Annotated in this window: 15 protein-coding genes; all 15 read right to left on the bottom strand. The window is 73.6% G+C overall.

Features of this window, described 5'->3' with window-relative positions:
* Window position 1 precedes the first annotated feature (1 nt).
* From OG207_RS36850 to OG207_RS36780, 15 genes are read right to left on the bottom strand one after another with little or no spacing between them, the layout of a single operon-like run.
* Window positions 2–1456 carry a hypothetical protein gene (locus OG207_RS36850; RefSeq protein ID WP_329104924.1) on the bottom strand — a complete coding sequence of 485 codons (1455 nt, stop codon included), beginning with the start codon at window positions 1454–1456 and terminating at the stop codon, window positions 2–4.
* On the bottom strand, window positions 1453–3579 hold the full coding sequence (locus tag OG207_RS36845) for an ATP-binding protein (protein WP_329104922.1): 2127 nt from the start codon (window positions 3577–3579) through the stop codon (window positions 1453–1455). The genes OG207_RS36850 and OG207_RS36845 overlap by 4 nt, the downstream gene beginning before the upstream one ends.
* On the bottom strand, window positions 3572–5254 hold the full coding sequence (locus OG207_RS36840) for a hypothetical protein (RefSeq protein ID WP_329104920.1): 1683 nt from the start codon (window positions 5252–5254) through the stop codon (window positions 3572–3574). Before OG207_RS36840 ends, OG207_RS36845 begins: the two co-directional genes overlap by 8 nt.
* Window positions 5251–7422 carry a phage tail protein gene (locus OG207_RS36835; RefSeq protein WP_329104918.1) on the bottom strand — a complete coding sequence of 724 codons (2172 nt, stop codon included), beginning with the start codon at window positions 7420–7422 and terminating at the stop codon, window positions 5251–5253. The genes OG207_RS36840 and OG207_RS36835 overlap by 4 nt, the downstream gene beginning before the upstream one ends.
* Window positions 7422–9638 (bottom strand): putative baseplate assembly protein, encoded by a 2217-nt coding sequence (locus OG207_RS36830; RefSeq protein ID WP_329104916.1) that lies wholly within the window; start codon window positions 9636–9638, stop codon window positions 7422–7424. The genes OG207_RS36835 and OG207_RS36830 overlap by 1 nt, the downstream gene beginning before the upstream one ends.
* A gap of 18 nt (window positions 9639–9656) precedes the next feature.
* Window positions 9657–10115 carry a GPW/gp25 family protein gene (locus OG207_RS36825; protein WP_329104914.1) on the bottom strand — a complete coding sequence of 153 codons (459 nt, stop codon included), beginning with the start codon at window positions 10113–10115 and terminating at the stop codon, window positions 9657–9659.
* Window positions 10102–11451: a prolipoprotein diacylglyceryl transferase family protein gene (locus tag OG207_RS36820; RefSeq protein WP_329104912.1), complete on the bottom strand. Its 1350-nt coding sequence runs from the start codon at window positions 11449–11451 to the stop codon at window positions 10102–10104. Before OG207_RS36820 ends, OG207_RS36825 begins: the two co-directional genes overlap by 14 nt.
* A complete protein-coding gene (locus OG207_RS36815; protein WP_329104910.1) occupies window positions 11448–12011 on the bottom strand; it encodes a hypothetical protein in 564 nt (187 codons plus the stop codon). The genes OG207_RS36820 and OG207_RS36815 overlap by 4 nt, the downstream gene beginning before the upstream one ends.
* Window positions 12008–13975, bottom strand: a complete 1968-nt coding sequence (locus OG207_RS36810) for an eCIS core domain-containing protein (RefSeq protein WP_329104908.1) — start codon at window positions 13973–13975, stop codon at window positions 12008–12010. Before OG207_RS36810 ends, OG207_RS36815 begins: the two co-directional genes overlap by 4 nt.
* 13 nt (window positions 13976–13988) lie before the next feature.
* Window positions 13989–15533: a hypothetical protein gene (locus OG207_RS36805; RefSeq protein WP_329104907.1), complete on the bottom strand. Its 1545-nt coding sequence runs from the start codon at window positions 15531–15533 to the stop codon at window positions 13989–13991.
* The gene (locus OG207_RS36800) at window positions 15530–16195 is read right to left on the bottom strand and encodes a phage baseplate assembly protein V (RefSeq protein WP_329104905.1); all 666 of its coding nucleotides are present in this window, start codon (window positions 16193–16195) and stop codon (window positions 15530–15532) included. Before OG207_RS36800 ends, OG207_RS36805 begins: the two co-directional genes overlap by 4 nt.
* Window positions 16195–17280: a phage late control D family protein gene (locus OG207_RS36795; protein ID WP_329104903.1), complete on the bottom strand. Its 1086-nt coding sequence runs from the start codon at window positions 17278–17280 to the stop codon at window positions 16195–16197. The genes OG207_RS36800 and OG207_RS36795 overlap by 1 nt, the downstream gene beginning before the upstream one ends.
* Window positions 17273–17452 (bottom strand): hypothetical protein, encoded by a 180-nt coding sequence (locus tag OG207_RS36790; RefSeq protein ID WP_329104901.1) that lies wholly within the window; start codon window positions 17450–17452, stop codon window positions 17273–17275. The genes OG207_RS36795 and OG207_RS36790 overlap by 8 nt, the downstream gene beginning before the upstream one ends.
* On the bottom strand, window positions 17449–18951 hold the full coding sequence (locus OG207_RS36785; protein WP_329104899.1) for a CIS tube protein: 1503 nt from the start codon (window positions 18949–18951) through the stop codon (window positions 17449–17451). The genes OG207_RS36790 and OG207_RS36785 overlap by 4 nt, the downstream gene beginning before the upstream one ends.
* On the bottom strand, window positions 18948–19538 hold the full coding sequence (locus OG207_RS36780; RefSeq protein ID WP_329104897.1) for a phage tail protein: 591 nt from the start codon (window positions 19536–19538) through the stop codon (window positions 18948–18950). Before OG207_RS36780 ends, OG207_RS36785 begins: the two co-directional genes overlap by 4 nt.
* Window positions 19539–19541: the final 3 nt, after the last annotated feature.

The following is a 19541-nucleotide window of genomic DNA, read 5'->3' as shown; positions in this document are numbered from 1 at the left end:
GTCATTCCTCGGTCCTCCCGGCGGACGTTTCGCGCGGCATGTCAGTGGTGACGACGGCGTCGTGCCCTTCGTGGCGCGTGCCGGGCGGGCCGCCGACGACGCCTGCGAACGGCACGTGGTGGGGGGCCGCTCCGTAGAGCGGCTTGGGGCCGGTGCCGCGGATCCGGATGCGTACCGTCTCGTACGCGGGCCGCTGGTCCAGGTCCACCCACACCTGGCGCCGGTCCGGGGACAGCCCGATCGCGGCGACCTCGTCGGTCGCCCAACCCCGCCCGTGCCGGGACAGCGAAGTGATCTCCACGCCCTCGGGCTCCGCGGAGCCCTTGGCGAGGGGCACGGTGACGTCGAACGTCAGACGGGTGTTCTCGCGTCCCCATTTCAGCGTCTCGGGGATCAGGCGCGGGCCGCCCGCGTCCTCCACGGTCCCGGAGCCCAGCACGCCGGGCGCGAGCCCGCACACCAGCTCCTGGATGGTGGTGGTAGGAAGGATCACGTCGCGGACGGCCGGCTCCACCCTCACCTCACCGATCCGCACGCACTCGTCGTACTCCGTGAGTTCGACGGTCAACCGCGCCAGCGCGACCGCGGCGTGGTCCTCCGTCATCGGCGCCCGGGGAGGGCACGCATCACCGTCCTCGCGCTGCGGCGCCTGCTCGGTGGCGTCCTCTGCGGCCAGTCGCCGGAAGGCCTTGAGCAGTTCCCGCGCCCGCAGGTGTGCCGGGGCGTGCGCCACTTCGTGCGCCGCACGCAGCGCCTCCTGGCCGGCGGGGTCCGAGGGTGCGGCCTCGTCGAGACCCAGCAGTACCCGCACCCGGTGGTAGGGACGCCAGTGGTCGGGCTCGGAGGTGCGGATCGTGATCCGCGCCGTTTCGACGGTCCGGGAGAAGTCGTCGTGCCGCCGGGTGACGTCGCAGGGGTCGGCCAGTGCGGGCACCGGCCGGTCGGGGCAGGACGCGAATTCGGCGTAGACCCAGGCCGTCACCATCCGGCGCCCGGGCGGGCAGGGCCCGTGGTCGCTGTCCTGTCCCGCTTCCCCGTACTCGCCTTCCGAAGGGTGCCGTTCGAGCCACGAGGCCGCCCATTCCGTCAGGGACACGCACCACGACGCATCCAGACTGAGCTCCCGGCCGAGTCCGTCCACGGCGAGGCCGGGCACCACCGTCAGTGCGTCTCCGTCCCGTCGGACACCGAGCCCCCACACCACGCCCGAGCCGTGCAGCCACGCGTTGTGCAGCATGAGCTTGCCGCGCGGGTTGCCCATCAGCACGCGGAAGTCGTCCTCGCCGAGGAGCATCCCGAAGGCCACGCGCAGCGCGAGGAACGGGTTGACCGGCAACTCGTCGCCGGTGCACGGCCCGGGGGCGCAGGATCCCGAGCCGTGTGAGGTGTCGTGCAGGTCCGGGGCGGACGCGCCGCCGCAGCCGCACGGGGTGCTGCCGGTGCCGAGCGCCGTCATGATCTCTCCTTCTGAGTGGGCCTGTCGGTCGCCGTGTCTGGAGCGGGCGCGCCGGTCTGCGCCACGGCGAGCGCCCGCGCGGCCCGCCGGTCGCCCGTCGCCCCCTGCCCGGGCGGACTGCAGGGGAACGGCCGGCCCGCCTTCCCGTACTCGCGCCGCATCGCGTCGACGAGATGGTTCTGGCGGATCCGGCAGACCGTTGCTCCGTCGTCGGCCGCGCGGAAGGCGGCCCCGATCGCGGCATTGCGGATCCATCCGCCGGGCACCGGATAACACCGTGCCAGCGCTTCGAGGTCGATGTCTGAGTGCAACAGGTCTGCCGGGAGGTGAAGTTGCCACATCCGGTGGCGCCCGACGTCGTCGGGGAGCGGGAACTCGACCACGAAGTCCATCCGACGGATGAAGGCCTCGTCGATGTTCTGGCGCAGGTTGGTCGTCAGCACGGCCAGCCCGTCGAACCGGTCCAGCCGCTGCAAGAGATAGGCGGTCTCCATGTTCGCGAAGCGGTCGTTGGCCTCGGAGATCTCGGTTCTGGTGCCGAACAGCGCATCGGCCTCGTCGAGCAGGAACACCGCCTGGGTGCGCTCGGCCACCTCGAAGCACGCCGCCAGGTTCTTCTCCGTCTCGCCGATGTATTTGGAGACCAGTTCGGAACCGTCGACGATCAGCAGGTCGCGCTCTGCCGCGGTCGCCAGTACCTCGGCGGCCAACGACTTGCCCGTACCGGGCGGCCCCGTGAGCAGGAGGCGTACGCCGCGGTTGGCGCGGGCCGTCTCCCTCAGCTGCCAGCGGTCCAGCACGAGGGCCTGGTGTTTCAGCCTCGCCACGGCATCCCGCAGTTGTCCGTCCGCCTCCTCGGCCAGGACGAGCCGAGGCCACTCGGCGCATGGACTGACCAGTTCCACGCCCGGGGGCAGCAGCGTGCCCGCGCGGGCCCGGATGGCGGCGGAGACGTCCACGACCCAAGTCGTGTCCTCGCCCCCGTCGGCGGAGGCGAGTCCGGTGCGGCCGCGCATGTCGAGCGCCACCTGCGCGGTGAGTGCCGGATCGAGCGGATGGCGGGCGGCCAGTTCGGGTGCGTGTTCCCAGGCGTTGGGGAGCGCCGCACGCCAGGCCGTGCGGCGGTCCGCGGACTCGATCGGCCCCAGGGGCACGGCCAGTACGGGCCGTTGCGGCCCGGGGCGTACGGTACCGGGAGCGGCGCACACCAGCAGCGGACCCCGCAACATGGTCACGGCCGGGGTGAGCGGTCCGGAGCCGCCCGGCTGCGGTACGGCGACCAGCAGCGGCACAGCGTCGCGGACGGCGGCGTGCAGTCCCAGCAGTCTCATGGCTTCGGGGTCGTCGGGCCGGGCGCGGGCTGCGACGAGGCCGAGTCCGGCGGCGTCCGCGAGCGCCGCGCACCGGCTCAGCGCGACGGTCTCGTCCCGTGCCGTGACCAGGAGGACGCGGGGTTCCCTCGATCGGAGGGCGGCAACGGCTCGCACCACCTCGGGGAGTCCGAGCCATCCGTCGAGCCCGGCGACCGGCGGTCCGGGGTCCACCCCTTCGAGCGAGGACGGCCAGGCGCGATGGCCGTGCAAGGCCTCCCAGAGCTGGTCGGCGAGGACGAGGGAGCGTTCGTGGAAGGGGCCGTCCCCCTCCAGGGTGAGGACTCCCCCGCGTACGGCCGGGCCCTCGTGGAGCAGTCGGCGCAGGGCCACCCGGTCCGGACGGCGACCGTGTGCCGCCGCGTTCCGCGCGGCCCCGCGGGCGGCGCGGTCGACGAGGAGGGAGGCCAGGCCCACGCCGGGGTGCGGCTCGCCGCCCGGATGCATGGCGCGGAAGGTCCCGGCCAGGCCCTCGTGTTCCTCGGGCAGTCCGGCGAGGAGGACGAGTTCGGCTTCCAGCGGGCCGATCCCCAGCCGGTGCACGAGCCGGTCGAAGGGCGTGCCGGTCAAGGGCTCGGTGCCGCGGATCTGTTCGGCGCGGCGCACAGCGTCGTCGGCCCAGTCACGGAGGAGGGCCGAGGATTCGCCGGCGGCTTCCTCGCTACAGGTCGTTTCCAGGAGTTCGGCCACGCGGAGGGCGACGGTAGCGGCCCGCGCGGACAGGTCATGGCTGGTGCGGTCATCGTCATGCATAGACGTACCTCACGACCGAACCGAGCCAGGGCACCCAACCGGGGTCGAGGTCCAGCCCGGCGCGGCGGACGGCGAGATCGGTGTCGGCGACGGCCAGGTGTGCCTCGATCCAACCGGGTTCCGCGGTGATGCGTCCGGGCCGGCGGGCGACCGCGGCCACGACCCCGTCGGGGTCGTCCGGCCCGCCGCCGTGCAGTCGTACCGCGGTCGCCCGCGCCCAGTCGGCGGCGAGTGCGTGGACGCAGGCGAGTTCCTCCGGTGTCGGTTCCTGTGTTCCGAGTACGAGGGCTGCCCGGGCCGGGCCGAGTCCGGCCAGGGCGAGGAGCGCCGCGTCCTCGGCCACGATGCCGGGTACGAGGGCTCGTCCGGCCGTGTGCAGCACCCAGGGCAGTGGCCTCGCGGCAAGGCCGGGCTCGTCCAGGGCGCGTTCGGGGAGTCCGGCTTCGGCGGCCGTCGCGATGAGGAACAGCAGACCGGCCCAGCCGGTGGCGATCCCGCCCAGTGGATCGGGGCCGCCGGGTGCCTGCTCCGGGGGGAGCCCCCCGGCCACCGCCCGGACGGTCGGCCGCGCGCCGGAGTCGTCGGTCGCCCGGACCGGGTGCCCGCGGCGCGGCCCTTCGGCGGGCCCGGGCCTCGACGGGGGCGCCAGTGCCCCGTCCCGCGTGGCCGGGGGCGGGAGCGGCGGTGCAGGCCGGTCCGTCGGGTCGCTGTCGGCCCCTGCGGACGGGGCTGGGAGCCGGGCCCGGTCCCGCTTCCGGGCCCGGGCATCGCCTTCGGCAGGGACCGGCGGCGGTAGCTGTCGTGGTACGGGCCTCGGGGTCGCGTCCTGCCGCTCGGGGGCGCCCGTCAGCGCTCGCAGAGCGCCGGCGAGCAGCAGGGGCAGCCCGGCGCGCGGGGGCCGGTGGAGGGCGGCGGGGTCGGTTTCCGCCACGAGCAGCACCGCCCAGGCGGTCAGGGTGTCTTCCGTCGGCCGCAGCCCGGTCTCGCGGACCAGGGAGGCGAGGCGCGATCCGGCCGGCAGGGCGGCGGCGAGGGTGCGGGTGCTCTGGTGCACCGCCGGGTCGGGATCCGGTCCCGGTCGCGGCTCGGACCACTCCGGCACCGCGAGGGCTGCGGCCAGCCGCTGCCAGCCCGCCCGGCCCAGTGCCCGGTCCAGCGGGGCCAGTCCGCACGCGTCGGCGGCGCGCAGCAGCGCCGCGGCGGCCTGCTCGGGGTGACGGTCGAGCGCCGTGAGGATCGCCGCGCCTGGTGACGCGTCGGGCGACGGGTCACCGGGCCGCAGGATCCCCGTCTGCCGCCAGGCCCACAGCCGTTCGGTACGCCCGTTCGCGAGGCCGGTGACCACGTCGGCGAGCAGTTCCACGTCGTGGCGGTAGTGCACGACCGCGCCGGCCCCTTCCCGTACGGTCCGTTCGATCGTGGCGACCACGGCTAGGGACCAGTCCTGTGCGAGTGCGGGGTCGGGGCGGGTGAGATCGAGGGGCAGGGTCAGGTCGAGGCGGGACAGGCACCAGCGTCCGGGCGGCAGCCGAAGTCCGCGCAGGGCCGCTTCGAGCCGTCCGCCGACCACATGACAGAGCGGTCCGCGCAGCCGGTCCTCGATGGCCGGCGCTTCCTCGGCGGGGTGGCGCAGGGTGGCCGAGAGCCGGTCGATGACGATGTCGGGGCCGCTCATCCGACCCTCACCGCCCCGGTGATGGAGGTCTCGCCGACGCGGGCTCCGGCGGCGGGTACGCCCACGATGCCGTCCGCGCCCACCCGGGCGCCGCCGACCACTGCGGGCGCCCATCCGACACCGGGGCCGACCACGGAGGTGAGGCCGAGGTGCAGGGTTCGGCCGATCCTCATCCCCGCGCCCAGGGGACAGATGCCGACGAGGGTGTGCGCGGGCTTGTGGCTCTCGACGACGGCACGGACGACGTCGAGCTGCTCGGTGCTCGGATCGGCGGGGATCAGCACGGTGAACCGGTGGGCGGTCGCCGTGTAGCCGTCCGCCCCGGGCCGGGTGCCGCCGACGGTGAAGCGGCCGAGCGCACCCGCCGTGGCCGCCCCTCCGCCCACGGCGGGTGCGGGAGGCCCGCCGGGCTCCGTGCCGAGTACCGCGCCGCCCAGCCCGCGCAGGCGCCAGTTCTCCACCACGCTGACCGGCAGGGGGAGATAGAGCCTGAGGATGCGTTCCAGGCAGGCCGCTGTTCCGCGGATGCGGAACAGGTCGTGGGCCTGAGCGATCAGAGCGCGCCGGGCCGGCATCGGCCAGCGCCGGTCGAGGGCCAGCCCGACCAGGCCCGCCAGCCAGCCGAGGGCCTCCTGCGGGGTTGCCGTCGGATCGAGGAGCAAGGTGCGCAGGGCGGCCCGCCCGTCCAGCTCGTGCAGGAGGCCTTCGGCGGGGGCCAGGAAGCGCTGCAGGAATGCCGCGTCGCTCTCGTCCCGGCTCCAGGACCTGGGGAGTTGGGCGGGCAGCCGGTGTCCGGAGCGTTCCACGCGCAGGGCCCGGACCCGCGGGGTGAGCCGCCGGGTGCCGATGAGGCGGAGCACGATCCACAGGTACCGGCCGGGTGGCGCCTGCACGGGGGCCTCGTACGTCTCGAAGCTGTCGTCGGGGGCGATCTGGGCCCAGGGCCATTCCCGTCCGGTGGGGCGCCTGAAGAGCGGGGCGGGGGGTTGGAGCCGGGCGGCGAGCTGGGCACGGGAGGGGAGCGGCGGGGTGCGGTCCGGATGTCGGATGGTGCGTCCGCCCTGGGTGGGGGCCGACCAGGACAGCGGGTCGGGGACCGTGTCCTCGTCGCTGGACAGGCAGCTGACGCGCACTTCGGTGCCGGGCGGGATGCAGGCGTCGAGGAACATGCGTCCCCAGCGGGTGCGGTACGCCTGCGCGTCCAGCCGGTAGCAGATGACGCTGCCGGCCTGCACGTAGCGGGCGGCCGGCCCGGCGGTGTGGCCGATCCCCGCGGGGGTGGTGAACGCGATCCGCCCGTCGGGCCCGATGGTCATGGCGCCGCCGTCGAAGCCGGGTGCCCGCAGCGGTTCGATCTCGGACCAGGAGGTCCCGTCCGGCCTGAACCGGCGGAAGGGGTGCCCCGGGACACGGGCCACGACCAGGGTGCCGTCGTCCGCCAGGTCCAGGTCCACCGCGCCGGGCACCACCAGCGCGCGGGTGCCGTCGGTGCGGGCGATGACCGCCCCGGTGCCCGGTGGTCCCGTCCAGAGCACGTGGAGATGCCCGGCGTGACCGGCGATCCGGGTGGGGCGCAGCCCTTCGGCGCCCGACGGACGGCGCAGCGCCGGCCCGCGCCGCGGGCTGCGGCGGCCCTGGAGGACGACGATTCCGGCGGGCCGGGTGAGCAGGGCGGCCACGCCGCCGCAGTGGGGGGTGACGTCGAGGGGCCGCCGGTGCGGATGGGTGGTGTCGCGGACGGAGACACGGCGCAGCGGCCGCTCGCCCCACAGGTCCACGACGTGTACGGCGCCGGCGCCGGATTCGGCGATGTAGAGGCGCTGCGCGCCGTCCACGGCGAGGCCGCGCGGCACGCACAGGGCGCCGGGCCGGTGCGGGGCGCCGGAGGGAGATGCAGATGCGGCCCCCGAGGTGGCCTCGACGCGTCCGGTGCGCGGGTGAGAGCGGTAGGCACGGCCCCGTCGGTCGAAGGCGAGCCCTGCGGGTCCGTGGCCGGCGGGCCCGCCCGGACCGGGGCCAGGTTCCGCTCCCGGTTCCGGCTCCGGCTCCGGCTCCGGCTCCCAGGCGAGCCCGACCCCGCCCTCATCGAGCAGGGCAGTGGAATCGTGGCGGCAGCGGGCCCACTGGTCGGGATGTACCAGCACGCTGAGGGCGCGGTCCCCGTGCATCAACACACCTCCGGAGGCAGCGGTACGACGACGGGGTCGCCGGGAGGTGGGGGCGGTGTCCCGTATCCGGTCCCGACGGGCAGCGGGCTACCGGTGACGACGGTGACCTCGGCGAGCCGGGGCACTTCCCACGGCCGCAGCGGTACGAGGTGCAGCGGCGTCCACCCCCCGCCGCCGGAAGCACCGCCGGAAGCGCCGCCGGTGCGCCGGGCCAGCAGCAGCTCGTCCTCGATGTACTCCACTCCTTCCACCTGTACGGCGACGGCCTCCAGTTCGGCGCGGCGCACCGCCCTGCCGAGCGGCCAACCCTCGCCCTCGGGTCCGTACGGCGGCAGCGGCGCGAGGTACTGACGCACGATCAACTCGACCCAGCGGCGAACCGCGTCGGGTTGGTGGCCCTCGCGGGTCCGGACGCCCACCGACACGGCGATGTCCACGTAGGTGGGCGGGATGACGTACAGCTCGGTGGTGACCAGGCGCCGCGGGTTGAGGTGCGCCGCCACGTGGCGCAGCAGGGCGAGGTCGGGCAGTGGGGCGCCCGGGTCACGGAGGTCCTCGGTGGGGAAGACGAGCACGCTGATGACTCCGGCCGCGGGCTGGGTGGGCGTGTCGGGGTGCAGCAGCGGAAGGGTCTCGGCCCGCCGCACACCGGGGACTTCGAGGGTGAGTGCCCGGAAGTCGTCTGCGGTGACGGCCCGGTCGCGCCGGTGCACCTCGGCGGGCAGCGCGTCCAGGGCGTCGGCCAGGGAGGCGGCGTCCGCGCCGCCGGTCGCGGGGAGCGGATTCCTGACTTTGACCGCTGCGACGCCGGTCAGTGAGCCGATCGCGCCCGCCGCCACGTTCCCGGCCGAGCCGCCGCCGTACCGGTAGGACAGGACCCGGATGCGCTCGCCGATCTGGGGCAGCCGACAGCGCGTACCGAAGCGCACCACTCCGGCTTCGGCGTCCAGGACGTAGTGCCGGTCGAAGGGACCGCTGGAGGCGAAGTCCTCGGCCTCGGTCCAGGGGCGCCAGCCGTCGGCCTCCTCCACTTCGAGCCGTACGCTGCTCGCGATGACGGGGCGCTGGGTGAGGCGGAAGGCCTGCCCGGCGTCGGCCGTGCCGATGCCGAGGAGTTCGGGTGTGGCGGTGCGGGACTGCACCGCGCCGACGGCGTTGACGCCGACCCAGCGGATGCGGTGGATGGCGTCGTTCTCACCGGCCGGGCGGCGTACCCGCAGCCAGCCCAGGACTCGCGCGGCGAGCTTCTCGTCGTCCAGCGGGGGCGGACTATCCAGCCCGCCGGGGCCGCTCTGCCCTTCGGGGTGGGTGGGGAAGCCGCCGGGCAGGCCGACGCTGACCACACCGGTCGTGGTCAGTCCGCGGGTGGTGTCGCCGAGGACGGCGAGAGGGGTGAACGCGGTGGCGGCGACCGGGCCGTTCCACAGCTCCCACAGGGTGGCGGGCGGGGCGGTCAGCAGGTCGTCCGCGCGCAGCCGCGTGGGGTCGTGGGGATCCCTGGCCACGAGGTCGAAGGGGCGGCGCAGTTCCTCGTCGAGCACCACGCCGACGAACAGCGTCTGATCACGCAGCTGTTGCGGGTTGGTGCTGTTCTTGCCGAGCAGGGCGATCCACAGGCACTGGTCGATGGTCGTGCTGACATCGAGGGGCGGGTCGTCCGTGAGCGGATCGGTGGGGACGCCCGTGGTGACGTAGAAGGAGACGGGCGCCCCGGCCCGGGCCCGGCCGAGCTCGGCGGCCGGGAGGGCCTCGACGGCGTTCTGCCGTCGCCGGTTCTCCGCGGCGGCGCGCGCGGGGTCGCCGGTGGACGGTACGGGAGCTGCGGTCTTGCCGACGGCGAGGGATTCCAGGGGCCAGGCGACCACCTCGTTGTCGGTCTCGAAGACGACGGCGCCGGCCCGGGCCTCGGCGCCCCGCAGTACCTGGACGCCTTCGGGGCGCTCGGTTTCCAGGACGAGCAGGGTACGGGCGGTCGTCGCCGGGCGTGGACGCACGCCCAGCAGCCGCAGGAAGGCCACCTTGGTGGTGTCGGGGATCTGGTTGAAGCGGAAGAGCAGCGACTCGCCCAGGTGCGCGAACAGTTCGAGCAGGGCGATGCCCGGGTCGCTCGCGTTGTGGTCCGTCCACTCGGGGGCGTAGACCGGGATCCGCTTGACCAGCTCGTCCCTGAGCTGTTCGAAGGTGCGGTCGTCGAGGATGGGGCCGATCAGGGGCATACCGTCATCACCCGGCCGCTACCGCAGGTAGAAGGGGTAGACGAGGTTGTCCGGCCGCAGGTCGACCAGTCGTACGTACGCGATGTCGATCCAGACCATGGTCGGCTCCTCCCCCGGTGTCACGGCGACCTCGGTGACCCTGATCCGCGGCTCCCAGCGGGTGAGCGCCTCGCTGATCTCCTCGCTGAGCGCGGTGCGGGTGGCGGTGGTGTTGGGCGCCATGAGGTAGCGGCGCAGTCCGCAGCCGAAGGTGGGTCGCATCACGCGCTCCCCGGGCTCGGTGTCGAGGATCGTCTCGATCGACTGCCGGATCAGGGCCTCCCCGCTCGCCCAGCCCAGCCCGCCCGCGTACCCGCCACCGGCCCCCTGCGGCCGAATCGGAAACCGGACCCCGGTCCCGAGCCAGGCCTCCGCCGCTGTCAGGGCTCTTCCGCCGGCGCCACCGGCGACTGATGTCAGAGCGTCAAATGCTGCCATGCCGCTCATGGTCCGGGCCGACCGTCACCGCAACGTTTCCGGTGGACCGATCCACAGGGAGGTGGCCGCTCAGCGCCGCGACGACTTCCCGGGAAGCCGCGAGGGCGCGCAGGTGGACCAGGCCCGGATCGTCCCGCGGGGTCGACCCGGACGGCGAGCCGGCCCGCACCAGCAGGGTGATGACGAGGCTTCCGTCCCGCCGGTGGGCGGCGCGCAGCACTCGGTGCTCTCCCAGTCGCTGCACGAACAGCCCCGCTGCGGGCAGGAGTTCGACGTCGGCGCCCCGCAGCGTGCACACGTACAGGAACTCGGCGCCGCAGGCCCGGACGGTGAGCAGAAGGGAAACGAGATGGGTCCGCAGGCTCCAACCGACCTGCGAACCGCCCTCATTGTCGGTAGCCGCCCTCTCCAGTGCGACGAGCATCCGCTGCCACACGTCGATCTCCGCGTCGGTCGGCTCGGGTGGGCCGAGCTCCAGCCACACCGGACGGGCCAGCCAGGCCCCCGCGCACACGGTCAGTGCGCAAGCGGCCGCCAGAACGGCCTTCGGGTCCGTGGCGGGCAGCTGCGCCTGCTCGTAGCCGATGCGGCCGACCACAATGAGGAGCGAGGTCCACTGCGCGCCGGTCAGCGGGCCGATCCGGCGAGCGCGGGCATCTCCGCGGGCGAACTCGATGACGAAGCGGACGATCGCGTAGGCCGTCAGCCAGAAGAGCACGGCTGTGCCGGGCGCTGCGGCACCCAGAGCGAAGGGTGTGGCCAGCGCCGTCACCGCGAGCAGTGCTGCCCCGTCCAAGAGCTGCACGGGGAAGAGCCGGACTCCTGCCAGCGGATCGTCACCATGGAGCCCCCGCGTATAGCGAATGCCGAAGCGAGAGGGCCGACCGTGGCAGCAGCCGTGCAGGAGACAGCCCCAGCGGCCTGCTGCCGTCACCACCCCGAGCGCCACGACGAGGCAGTCCAGGACGGTCCTGACCGGTTCCCCCAGCAGGTGCGCCACGATTCCGTTCACCGCGAGGACCAGCAGGACGTTCTCGAGCAGTACGTGTCGCTCCCGGCCGAGCAGCGCCTTCTGTGCCAGCCCCATGAGGACGAAGGCAGCCGCCGAAGCCACCACGGCGACGACCAGGGCCGAGGTGGCCGGCCCCCGCGCGGCGAAGAGGGCCGCGAGGGTTGCGGTGCCCGCTCCGATGCCCGCGAGACCACACACCAGGTACGGCGGTCCGTCGCAGCCGAAAGGCGCGCCGGGTGCGGCGGCCAGTCCGTCCAGCCATCTGCTCGTCCGGGAGGGTGGGTCGGCGTCTTGGATGCCCGGCCGTCGGAGTGGCGCGCTCAACGTGGCACCTCGCCGGACGTGACGGAGACGGTACGGGCCACGGCGGCGGGGATGACGTCCTCGCGCCGGAGGAGTTCGTCCCCGTCCATGCGGCCGTGCACGTAGACGGCGTAGAAGAGCTCCTCGCCGTTGTCCAGTACGTAGGAGACCGCTGCCTGCCGCGGTTCTTCAGAGGGCACTTCGTCGCGGTGAAGGTGCACGCGTACGTCCAGCACGGTGCGACCGAGCAGTGAGCGCAGCCAGTCCGGAGCCTGGGGGGTCCGGCTCAGTCGGTGGCGATCCGCGTACGGGTCGTCGCCGAGCGCCTCGTCGTGAACGAGGACGGAGAGGCCGCTCGGCCAGACGGTCAGCGCATGGATCAGGCCGTCGGAGAATTCGAGCTGGACGGGACCGGAGACCGAAGGGAAGAAGAGCGATGCGGCGCCTCCTCGCTCCGTGAAGTCGGCGGGTCTGGTCGACGTGATGCGCTCGATGTCTTCCAGGGTGCGGCCGACGGCACGCCGGAGCAGGTCCCTGCGGTTGAGCGGCAGCATGGTTTCCGGGTCCTGGTGTTCGGTCATGGACCCTGCCCCTCGGTTCGCAGCCGGAGGATCCGCCGGCAGCGGTCGATGATGTTGTCGATGCGCCCGCTCGGGGCGCTGTTCGGGGTGAACCCGGTGGGGTCGTTGACGAAGACGGCGCCGTCGGATTTCCGGATGATGAACTGGAAGTCGCCCACGTTCATCCGGGCATCCTGGAGGCGTTGCCGGATCGCCTCCAGGTCCGTGATGGTCCGGGGGGTGATGAACCGGGCGTTCTCCCGGGCCGCCGCCGGGTCCGCGGGTGGCTGTCCCTCGCGGCCGATGGTCTCCTTGCTGCCGACACCGTCGATCCTCTTCAGGATGAGACGTTGGGCACCCGTGGTCGTCCTTCCCTCTGCCACGTACACGGTCGCGATCCCGGCGAGTTCGAGTTCGACCATGGCCGCCGCCTCCGTTCCGGCTCGTCCCGCGCCAGTCTTGCTGGCCAGTTCGGGCCGGCCGACGATCTCCGCGACCGATCCGGTGCCCCCCTTGCCGATGACGGGCCCTTCGGTGACGGGCCCCGGCACCGGCGGCCTGCCTTCCGCCCACTTCAGCAGGGCGTCGACCCTTCTGGTCCGTTCCGGACCGCGCGGGACGGCCATGGTGCCTTCCAGCGCGACCATGACGGCCGGATCCGCTTCGGCGAAGAGCCGGTCGAGTCCGGCGGCCCTCCCAGAGGTGTAGAGGCCCTCCGTGATGGCGCGGACCCGCAACGGGTGCTGCAGTTGCTGTTGCGGTACCACCCCGGGGATCCGCGTACCGGTGCGCGGATCCGTCCGGGGCCCGCTGCCGCCCCCGCCACGCTTCTGCCACTTGGCCTTGGCACCCGCGGCCATGTCCGCGCCGGGTCCGACGATGGTGGTCATGTCGATGGTGACAGGGACCAGTGCCGCATCCGTCTGTTCTCCCCCCTCGATGTCGAGGGGGAAGCAACCGCACGCGGGTTCTCCTCCGAGCGGTGTGAAGGCCGATCCGTATCCGGTCTTCGTGTAGTCCTCACCGACCCGCTCGTACGGGTCGCTGCAGGAGACACCGGGCGGGCACGTGTAGGCCGGGCCGGAGCCCGACCCGCCGCTGGGCGGCTTGCGAAGGCACTTCCAGATGCAGCTGCAGCCCAGCGACCCCCACTGCGCCGTCGCCGTCGGGTACCACTCGTGGCCCTTGGGGCAGGCCTTGGTCTTCTGACTGCAGCCCTGCAGTCGCAGTCCGCGCTGCTCGGCGAGTCGACCGTGGACACTTCCTCCTCCCAGCACCTGCGCCGCGGCCCGGTCCGCCTCGTGCTCCAGGGCGTCGTCGTGGGCGAGTCCCCACTCTTGCGGCCGACTTGGGTCCCGCTTCCCCTGCTGAACGGTGTGGGCCAGTTCGTGGGCGATCAGCGCATCTCCGTACGGCGTTCCGGGCCGGTACTGCTGGTCCGCGAAAGCGACGTCCTGGCCGTAGGTGAAGGCCCGTGAGGACAGCTCGGCGGCGAGCCCGGCGGCCTCGGCGTCGGTGTGCACGCGGACGCCGCCGAAGTCGCGCCCGAAGCCCTTCTCCATCCGGGAACGCACCCCGGATTCCAGTGGCTGCCCGTTCTGCAGCCGGTCCCGCACTCCTTCCGGGTCCGTGGGTCCGGCCCGGTCCGTGTTGCAGGCCCCGGCCTCCTTCCGCTGGACGACGGCAGCTTCCGGTTGCGGGGTTCCGCGATCGCCCGGTGCCTGCGGGCCGGCGGGGGCGGCGGATCGGCCCTGGTCGTGGCCGAGCCACTCGGCCGGTGCGGCTCCCGGGAGGATCTGGGTGAGCTGTGCGGCCAGCGAACCCCCACCCGGCGGGAGCGCCTCCGCCCCGTGCCGACCACCGCATCCGCCGGTGGGACACTTGGTCGCCCCGCACGACTGCACCGTTTCACGGGTCACGTGGTTCGTGCCGCACGAGCAGTCCGGTGGGGCCTTGCCCTGTGCGCGCGGGCGTCGCGTGAACATCGCACCTCTTCCCTCAACCGCAGAGCGGGTCGTTCACCGGCGGTTCCGGCTGGGGCGTGGGCATCGGGACCGAGGGCGGTGGAACGAGGGCGTTCAGCAGGTCTGCGCCGTGTTCGTCCTCGATGGCACCGGATGCTTTGAGTTGGGCCGCCGCCCCCTTGGAGCCCAGGAGTTCGTCGAGCTTGACCAGCTCCGCGGCGCCCATGGTGGACAGCTTTCCGCCGCCGTCGAAGAAGGTCTTCAAGGCGGCGAGCGCGGAGAGCGAGGGCGGCAGACAGAAGCGCAGGGCGAGCAGCCACCACAGCTGGAAGAGGAACACCACGATCGGCAGGAACATGCTGAACAGGAAGAACGCCACGATCATGAAGATCTCGAGCGCGAACGTGCAGGTGCGCGGGAGCGTACCGCCCACCGAACCGCCACTCGGGGTGCCGCCGCCGGGGTCGAAGGACAGCTGCGAGCCGGGCGGGCTGGTGATGGCGACTCCGCCCGGCCCGGGGGACGTACCGGCCCGGGCGGCGACCGCCCGCAGATCGGGCAGGGTCAGCGAGGTCTTGCGGTTCTTGGTGCCCTCCGGGTCGAAGAAGGGAGCCAGCCGGAAGGGCTCGGTCGGTTCGCTCCACGAGGTCTGCCGGGGGCAGTGCTCGTGGCCCGGTCGGGGGGCGCGACGGACGAAGCAGAGCGCTTCGTAGATGTGGTGCTCGTCCAGCTTCGGGACTCCGAAGTCGTCGTGCTCGCCGGACGAGGTGGGTACCACCCCGAACCACAGCGACCGTTCGGGCGGCGCTCCCGCCGGGCAGCCGCCCGATCGGGACGGCAGACGCCACATCGGCAGCTCCTGCTCCCGATCCTCGGGGCGGTCCTTCGGGGGGCGCGTGCCGAGCGCGCGCCACTGTCCGCCCGCGGCTCCGGCCATCCATGCCTGGGTCTCCGTCTCCAGGCCCACCTGGTCGAGCAGTTCGCGGTGGGTCGTCTCGAAGCGCAGCCGGTGCGCGATGTCGGCCCACAGGACGTCTTCGACCTCCGACCCGTGGACGCGCCGGTCCTGGCCGCCGTCGCGCTGGGCGGCGAGCAGGTCCGTGGTCAGCTGGTGGGCGAGCTTGCGCAGGACGCCCGGCGGCGCGGTCATCTCCACCCGGCGGCGGCGCATCACGAAGCCCACCTCCAGCCCGTCGGCGGACTGCGGCCGCGGCAGACCCGGCCGGTCGCAGAACAGCTCGACGACGATCCCGTAGAAGCGTTCGTGGCTGGGCTGGTAGAGCTTGCGCAGCCGGGTGCGGACCAGCTGGTGGGTGGCGAAGCGGGCGCGGCCCGAGCCGCGGTCCGCGAGGGGCACGGGCACCGCGTACGACCAGACGTCCTCGGCGTCGTCGAACCGCAGCGACTCCCGCGGATCCGATACCAGCCCGCGGACGAACTCGGCGGAGTCGTACTTCTGGAGCGCCGGTGTCCGCGCCCCGGGGTCGAACCGGTCGAATCCCCCGCGCTCGCAGACGTACCAGGGGGCGAGCACCTTGAAGCCGTGCCCGGGGAGGGGGGCGTCGCCCGCGGGGCTCACCAGATGTTCCCGGCGCCGGGGGTGTAGGCGGGCGAGATCACCATTTGCTCGGTGACCAGGGTCGCGCACTTCACCAGGCCGCTGAAGGTGGACAGCGGAGCGTTCACGGTCACCACGGGTGCCTTCACGTCGATGGACACGTTCGCCTGGATCTCGATCGAGGTCGGCGTCAACCGCACGACGCAGCCATTGCCGTGGTGCACCGTCACCTGCTGGGTGGCGTTGTCCAGGGTCACCTCGTGGCCGGATTCCATGGTGATCCGGACCTGCTCCGCGCCCGGTGTGTCGTCGAACTGGAGGCGGCTGTCGGCCCGTGACCGCAGCTGCCGCAGGTTGTTGGCGCGCTCGGGTTGGTGGGGCAGTGCGGCCCGGCCGTTCCAGGCCGCGCCGAGGACGTACGGGCGGCGCGGGTTGCCCGCTTCGAAGGCCACCACGACCTGGCTGTCCACGTCCGGCAGGACGAGCAGGCCTTGGGCGTCGTCGGCGTACGGGGAACACAGCGTCGCCCAGGCGCGTACGTCGCGGTCGCCCTCCGTGCCCAGCCACGGGAAGCGCACCTCGACCCGGCCGAGCCGCTCGTCGTCGACGATGTCGGTGACGATCGCCGGATAGACCCCGAAGTAACCGGGGGCGGAGCCGTCAACCGGAGTCGGCAGGGACATCACACCGCCCCGTTCAGGCAGGAGCGTTCGGCGTCGAACCGGGTACGGAAGCCGCGCTCCAGGTCGAACGAGTGCCTGATCCGGGTCACGTAGTAGCCCTCTCCCTCGAAGGGTGCGCCGACCGAGCGCAGGGTCAGTCGGCTGCCGACGACGAGATCGGGGCTGCCGTTGGTGGTGCCCGCCACGGTGACGAACCGGCGGCCGCGGCGCAGCATTTCGGCGCGCGCCCACGCCTCCGCCTCCTCCGCGGTGAGCGCGGCCTCCCGGACCCGCAGGCTGGTGCCGGGGCCGAGCGCCCGGGCCAGGAGTCTCGCGCCGACCCGGCCGCCCGCCGTCTCGGCCTCGACGACCTCGGGGCCGGCCCGCTCGTCGATGCCCTCGCGCCGGTCGGCGTCGTAGCCGGTGACCACCACCTCACTGCGCTGGTGGGCGAGGTCGGCTGCGAACCGGACGGAGAGCAGCCGGCCTCCGTACACGAGGGTCTGCGCGTCGGCGCCGCGGCTGCCGCGGGCCCGGAAGTGCAGTGTGCGGCCGGTGGCCCACAGCTCGGCCTGGACCAGCCGGGCCCGTTCGCGCAGAAAGGCGAGGTCGCTCTGGTTGAGCTGCTGGACGACGTCGTAGCGGGGGCCGGGGGCGTCCGCGTCCGCGCTGAGCCCGTGCTCGCGGGCCACCTCCTCGGCGATCCCGGCATCGGTGACCTCGGTGTACGTACGCTGCCTACGGGTCATCCGCAGCCGCATGAGAGCGTCCTCCGCGTGCACGAGGACGAGCGGTGGTTCTCCGTCGCCGAGGACGAGCTCCAGTGCGGAGACGACGCCCTCGAAGACGTAGCGCTGCGCGGACGGCGGGCCGAGCGCGACCTTGAGGGTGCTCCCCAGGGCGACGGTGGTCCCGTCGAGGTGCAGCAGCCGATCCTGCGGGCCCTTCGCCCCGGAGCCGACGGCGAGGAGGTGGGCGCGCAGGGTCCGCAGTCCCTCGACGCCTTCCGCGATGTCAAGGCGTACGCAGTCGCGGGCGAGGTCCTTGACGAGCATCCCCTCGACCTCGAAGGCCGGCGAGGCGGTCGCGGTCGCCGGCTCAGTCATCGAAGCCCTCCGCTGCCACGCGGGCGGCGAGCCACGCGGCGTGCTCGCACGCCTCCTGGTGGCGCTCGGCGGCGGCGTGGACGCCGCCCGTCCCGCCCGTCCCGCCGCCCGGTGGGCTCGCGCTGCCCGCGGGTACGACCTCGGTGTGCAGCTCTCCGATGTACACGCTCATGTCGGGCCTCCTCGCGGTGTCCACCTCAGAGTGTTCAGGCCTGCGTCACGGCGGCGTTGCTCGCAGTCGGCGGCGTACCGGCCGGGAGGGTCCGGGGGCAGTCGTTCCCAGGGCGCGGCGCCGGGGTCGGGGGCCGGGGTCTCCTCGTGCCGGGCCCGGTCGGCGAGGCTGCGTCCACCGCCGGCCTCGACCTCGGCGAGTGTCGCGGCATCGGCGCGCGCCCGTAGGGGGACGCCCTGGCCGTAGCTGACGGAGCGGCGGTCCGGGCGGCGAAGTGCGCCGGGGGGTGCGGCAGGACCTGCGGCTGCCGTCCGGCCCGGGCCGGGCCCGGCCGGACGGGGGCCCCGGGCGGGAGCCGCGGTGGCGGAGTAGGGCCCCGGAGCCGCGTCGGAGACCTCGAACGACTGCCGCGCCCTGGCGGTGGCGAGCTCCACCGCGGCGCCCAGAACCGCATCCGCCGAGGCCACGATTCCCCCTCCGGCGGAGAGCGCGAAACCCGCGAGGGACGCCTCCGCCCCGACGCCGTACCCGGAATCGGCCCTCTCCCCCGCCCCCGTGACGGACGCGGCCGCAGCCGCGACCGCTCCGCCGCCCGCCGTGCGGGGCGAGCCCCGCCCGGGCCGCCCCGACCGGGGATCCACCGGTCCGCCGCCCATCCCCAGGGCGGCGGACAGTCCGCCCACCGAGGTCGCCGCGACGCCGCCGGCGAACCCGGCCGACAGCCGGATCCCCGCCGCGGCCGAAAACCCTGCGGACACTTCCGCGCCGAGCTGTACGGAGGCCCCCGCGGCCAGCGTCAGCGGACTGTCGAGCCCGCTCATCGCACCGCGCCACGCCGCCGGGTCGAGGCCGAGCCGGGACAGCAACTGCTGGGCGGATTCGCCCTCCTGTGCCTGGACGACCTGCTGCGGGCGTGCCGTTCCGGAGGTACCCGGCGCCGCGCCCGTCCTCGGGGCGCCCGGTTCGGTGGCGGACCCGGTGTCCCGGGTGCCGGGGCCCTCGTCATGGGCCTCGTAGGCGAAGTTCTGCTCGACGATGGTCACCCCGACCTTGGCCCGTAGCGGGGTGCCGTCCGGGGCGAAGTAGTCCAGTTCCTCGTTGACCTGGGTGACGATGCCGTTGTAGCGGAGCGTCCCCCAGACGAACCGGACGACCGGCGGCGGATCCGCGACCTTCCCCTTGGGCGGTTCGACGAACTGCCGTACCAGCGCGGTCCAGAGCCGGACGTCGACGTACTGTCCGCCGCTGCGCTGCTCCGCGGTGTCGAATTCCAGGTCGAAGGTGAGGGTCGAGCCCTCTTGGGCGGGATGCTGGCGCTTCTGGGTGCGGGTGGTCGTGCCGCCGCGGTCGGTGTTGTTGTTCCGGCTGATGCGCAGCGAGACGGGGTTGAACTGCACGGGTACGGCGGGGCCGTCGTCGAGCACCCGGGCGGGCGCGTCCTTGCCCTCGGACGGTCCTCGCTTGAGGCGTTGCAGGGTGGCGTGGGCCAGGGCGGTCATGGCGTCCGCTCCAGACGCAGACCTTCGTGTGCGATGTGCAGTTCCTCCATGGCGATCTCCCCGGTCTTGCCGTTGAGGGTGGGTCCGGTGATCTTCAGGGGCAGGCCGCGGCTGAACTTCCAGTGGGCGACGACCCGTTGGCCGACCGGGTCGAGCACCTCGACATCGCCGTCGTACCGGGGTGCCGGGGTCCGGCCGCTGACCATGCCGTGCAGCCAGTCCCACAGGCTCGTGTCGGTGCTGCCGCCCGCGGTGGCGATGAGCATGCCGCGTTTGAGCACCAGGGGCTGGAGTTTGACCCGTCCGATCCTGCGCACCACCTCTCCGTTGGCCCCGCCCTCCAGGTATTCGCGGAGATCGGCTTCCAGCCCCAGTCCGGAGCACTCCTGGAAGCCGCCGTCGCCGATCCGTTCGGGGCCGCTGCTCCCGGTCGCGCTTCCCGGGCCGGCGGCGCTCGCCTCGCGGCGGGCGCCGCCCTCCTGCCCACTGGTCAGCGGGAGCACGGGCGGGGGCTCGGCCGTACGGCTCGGAAAGCCGCTGCGTCCGATCCGGACCCGGAAGTTGAAGGTCTGTACGAGCTCGGTCATGGA

The organism is Streptomyces sp. NBC_01439, from assembly GCF_036227605.1.
In the GTDB taxonomy this organism is placed as follows: Bacteria; Actinomycetota; Actinomycetes; order Streptomycetales; family Streptomycetaceae; genus Streptomyces.
The sequence above is the reverse complement of the archived record's forward strand: the minus strand, read 5'-3'. Positions and strand labels throughout refer to the sequence as shown.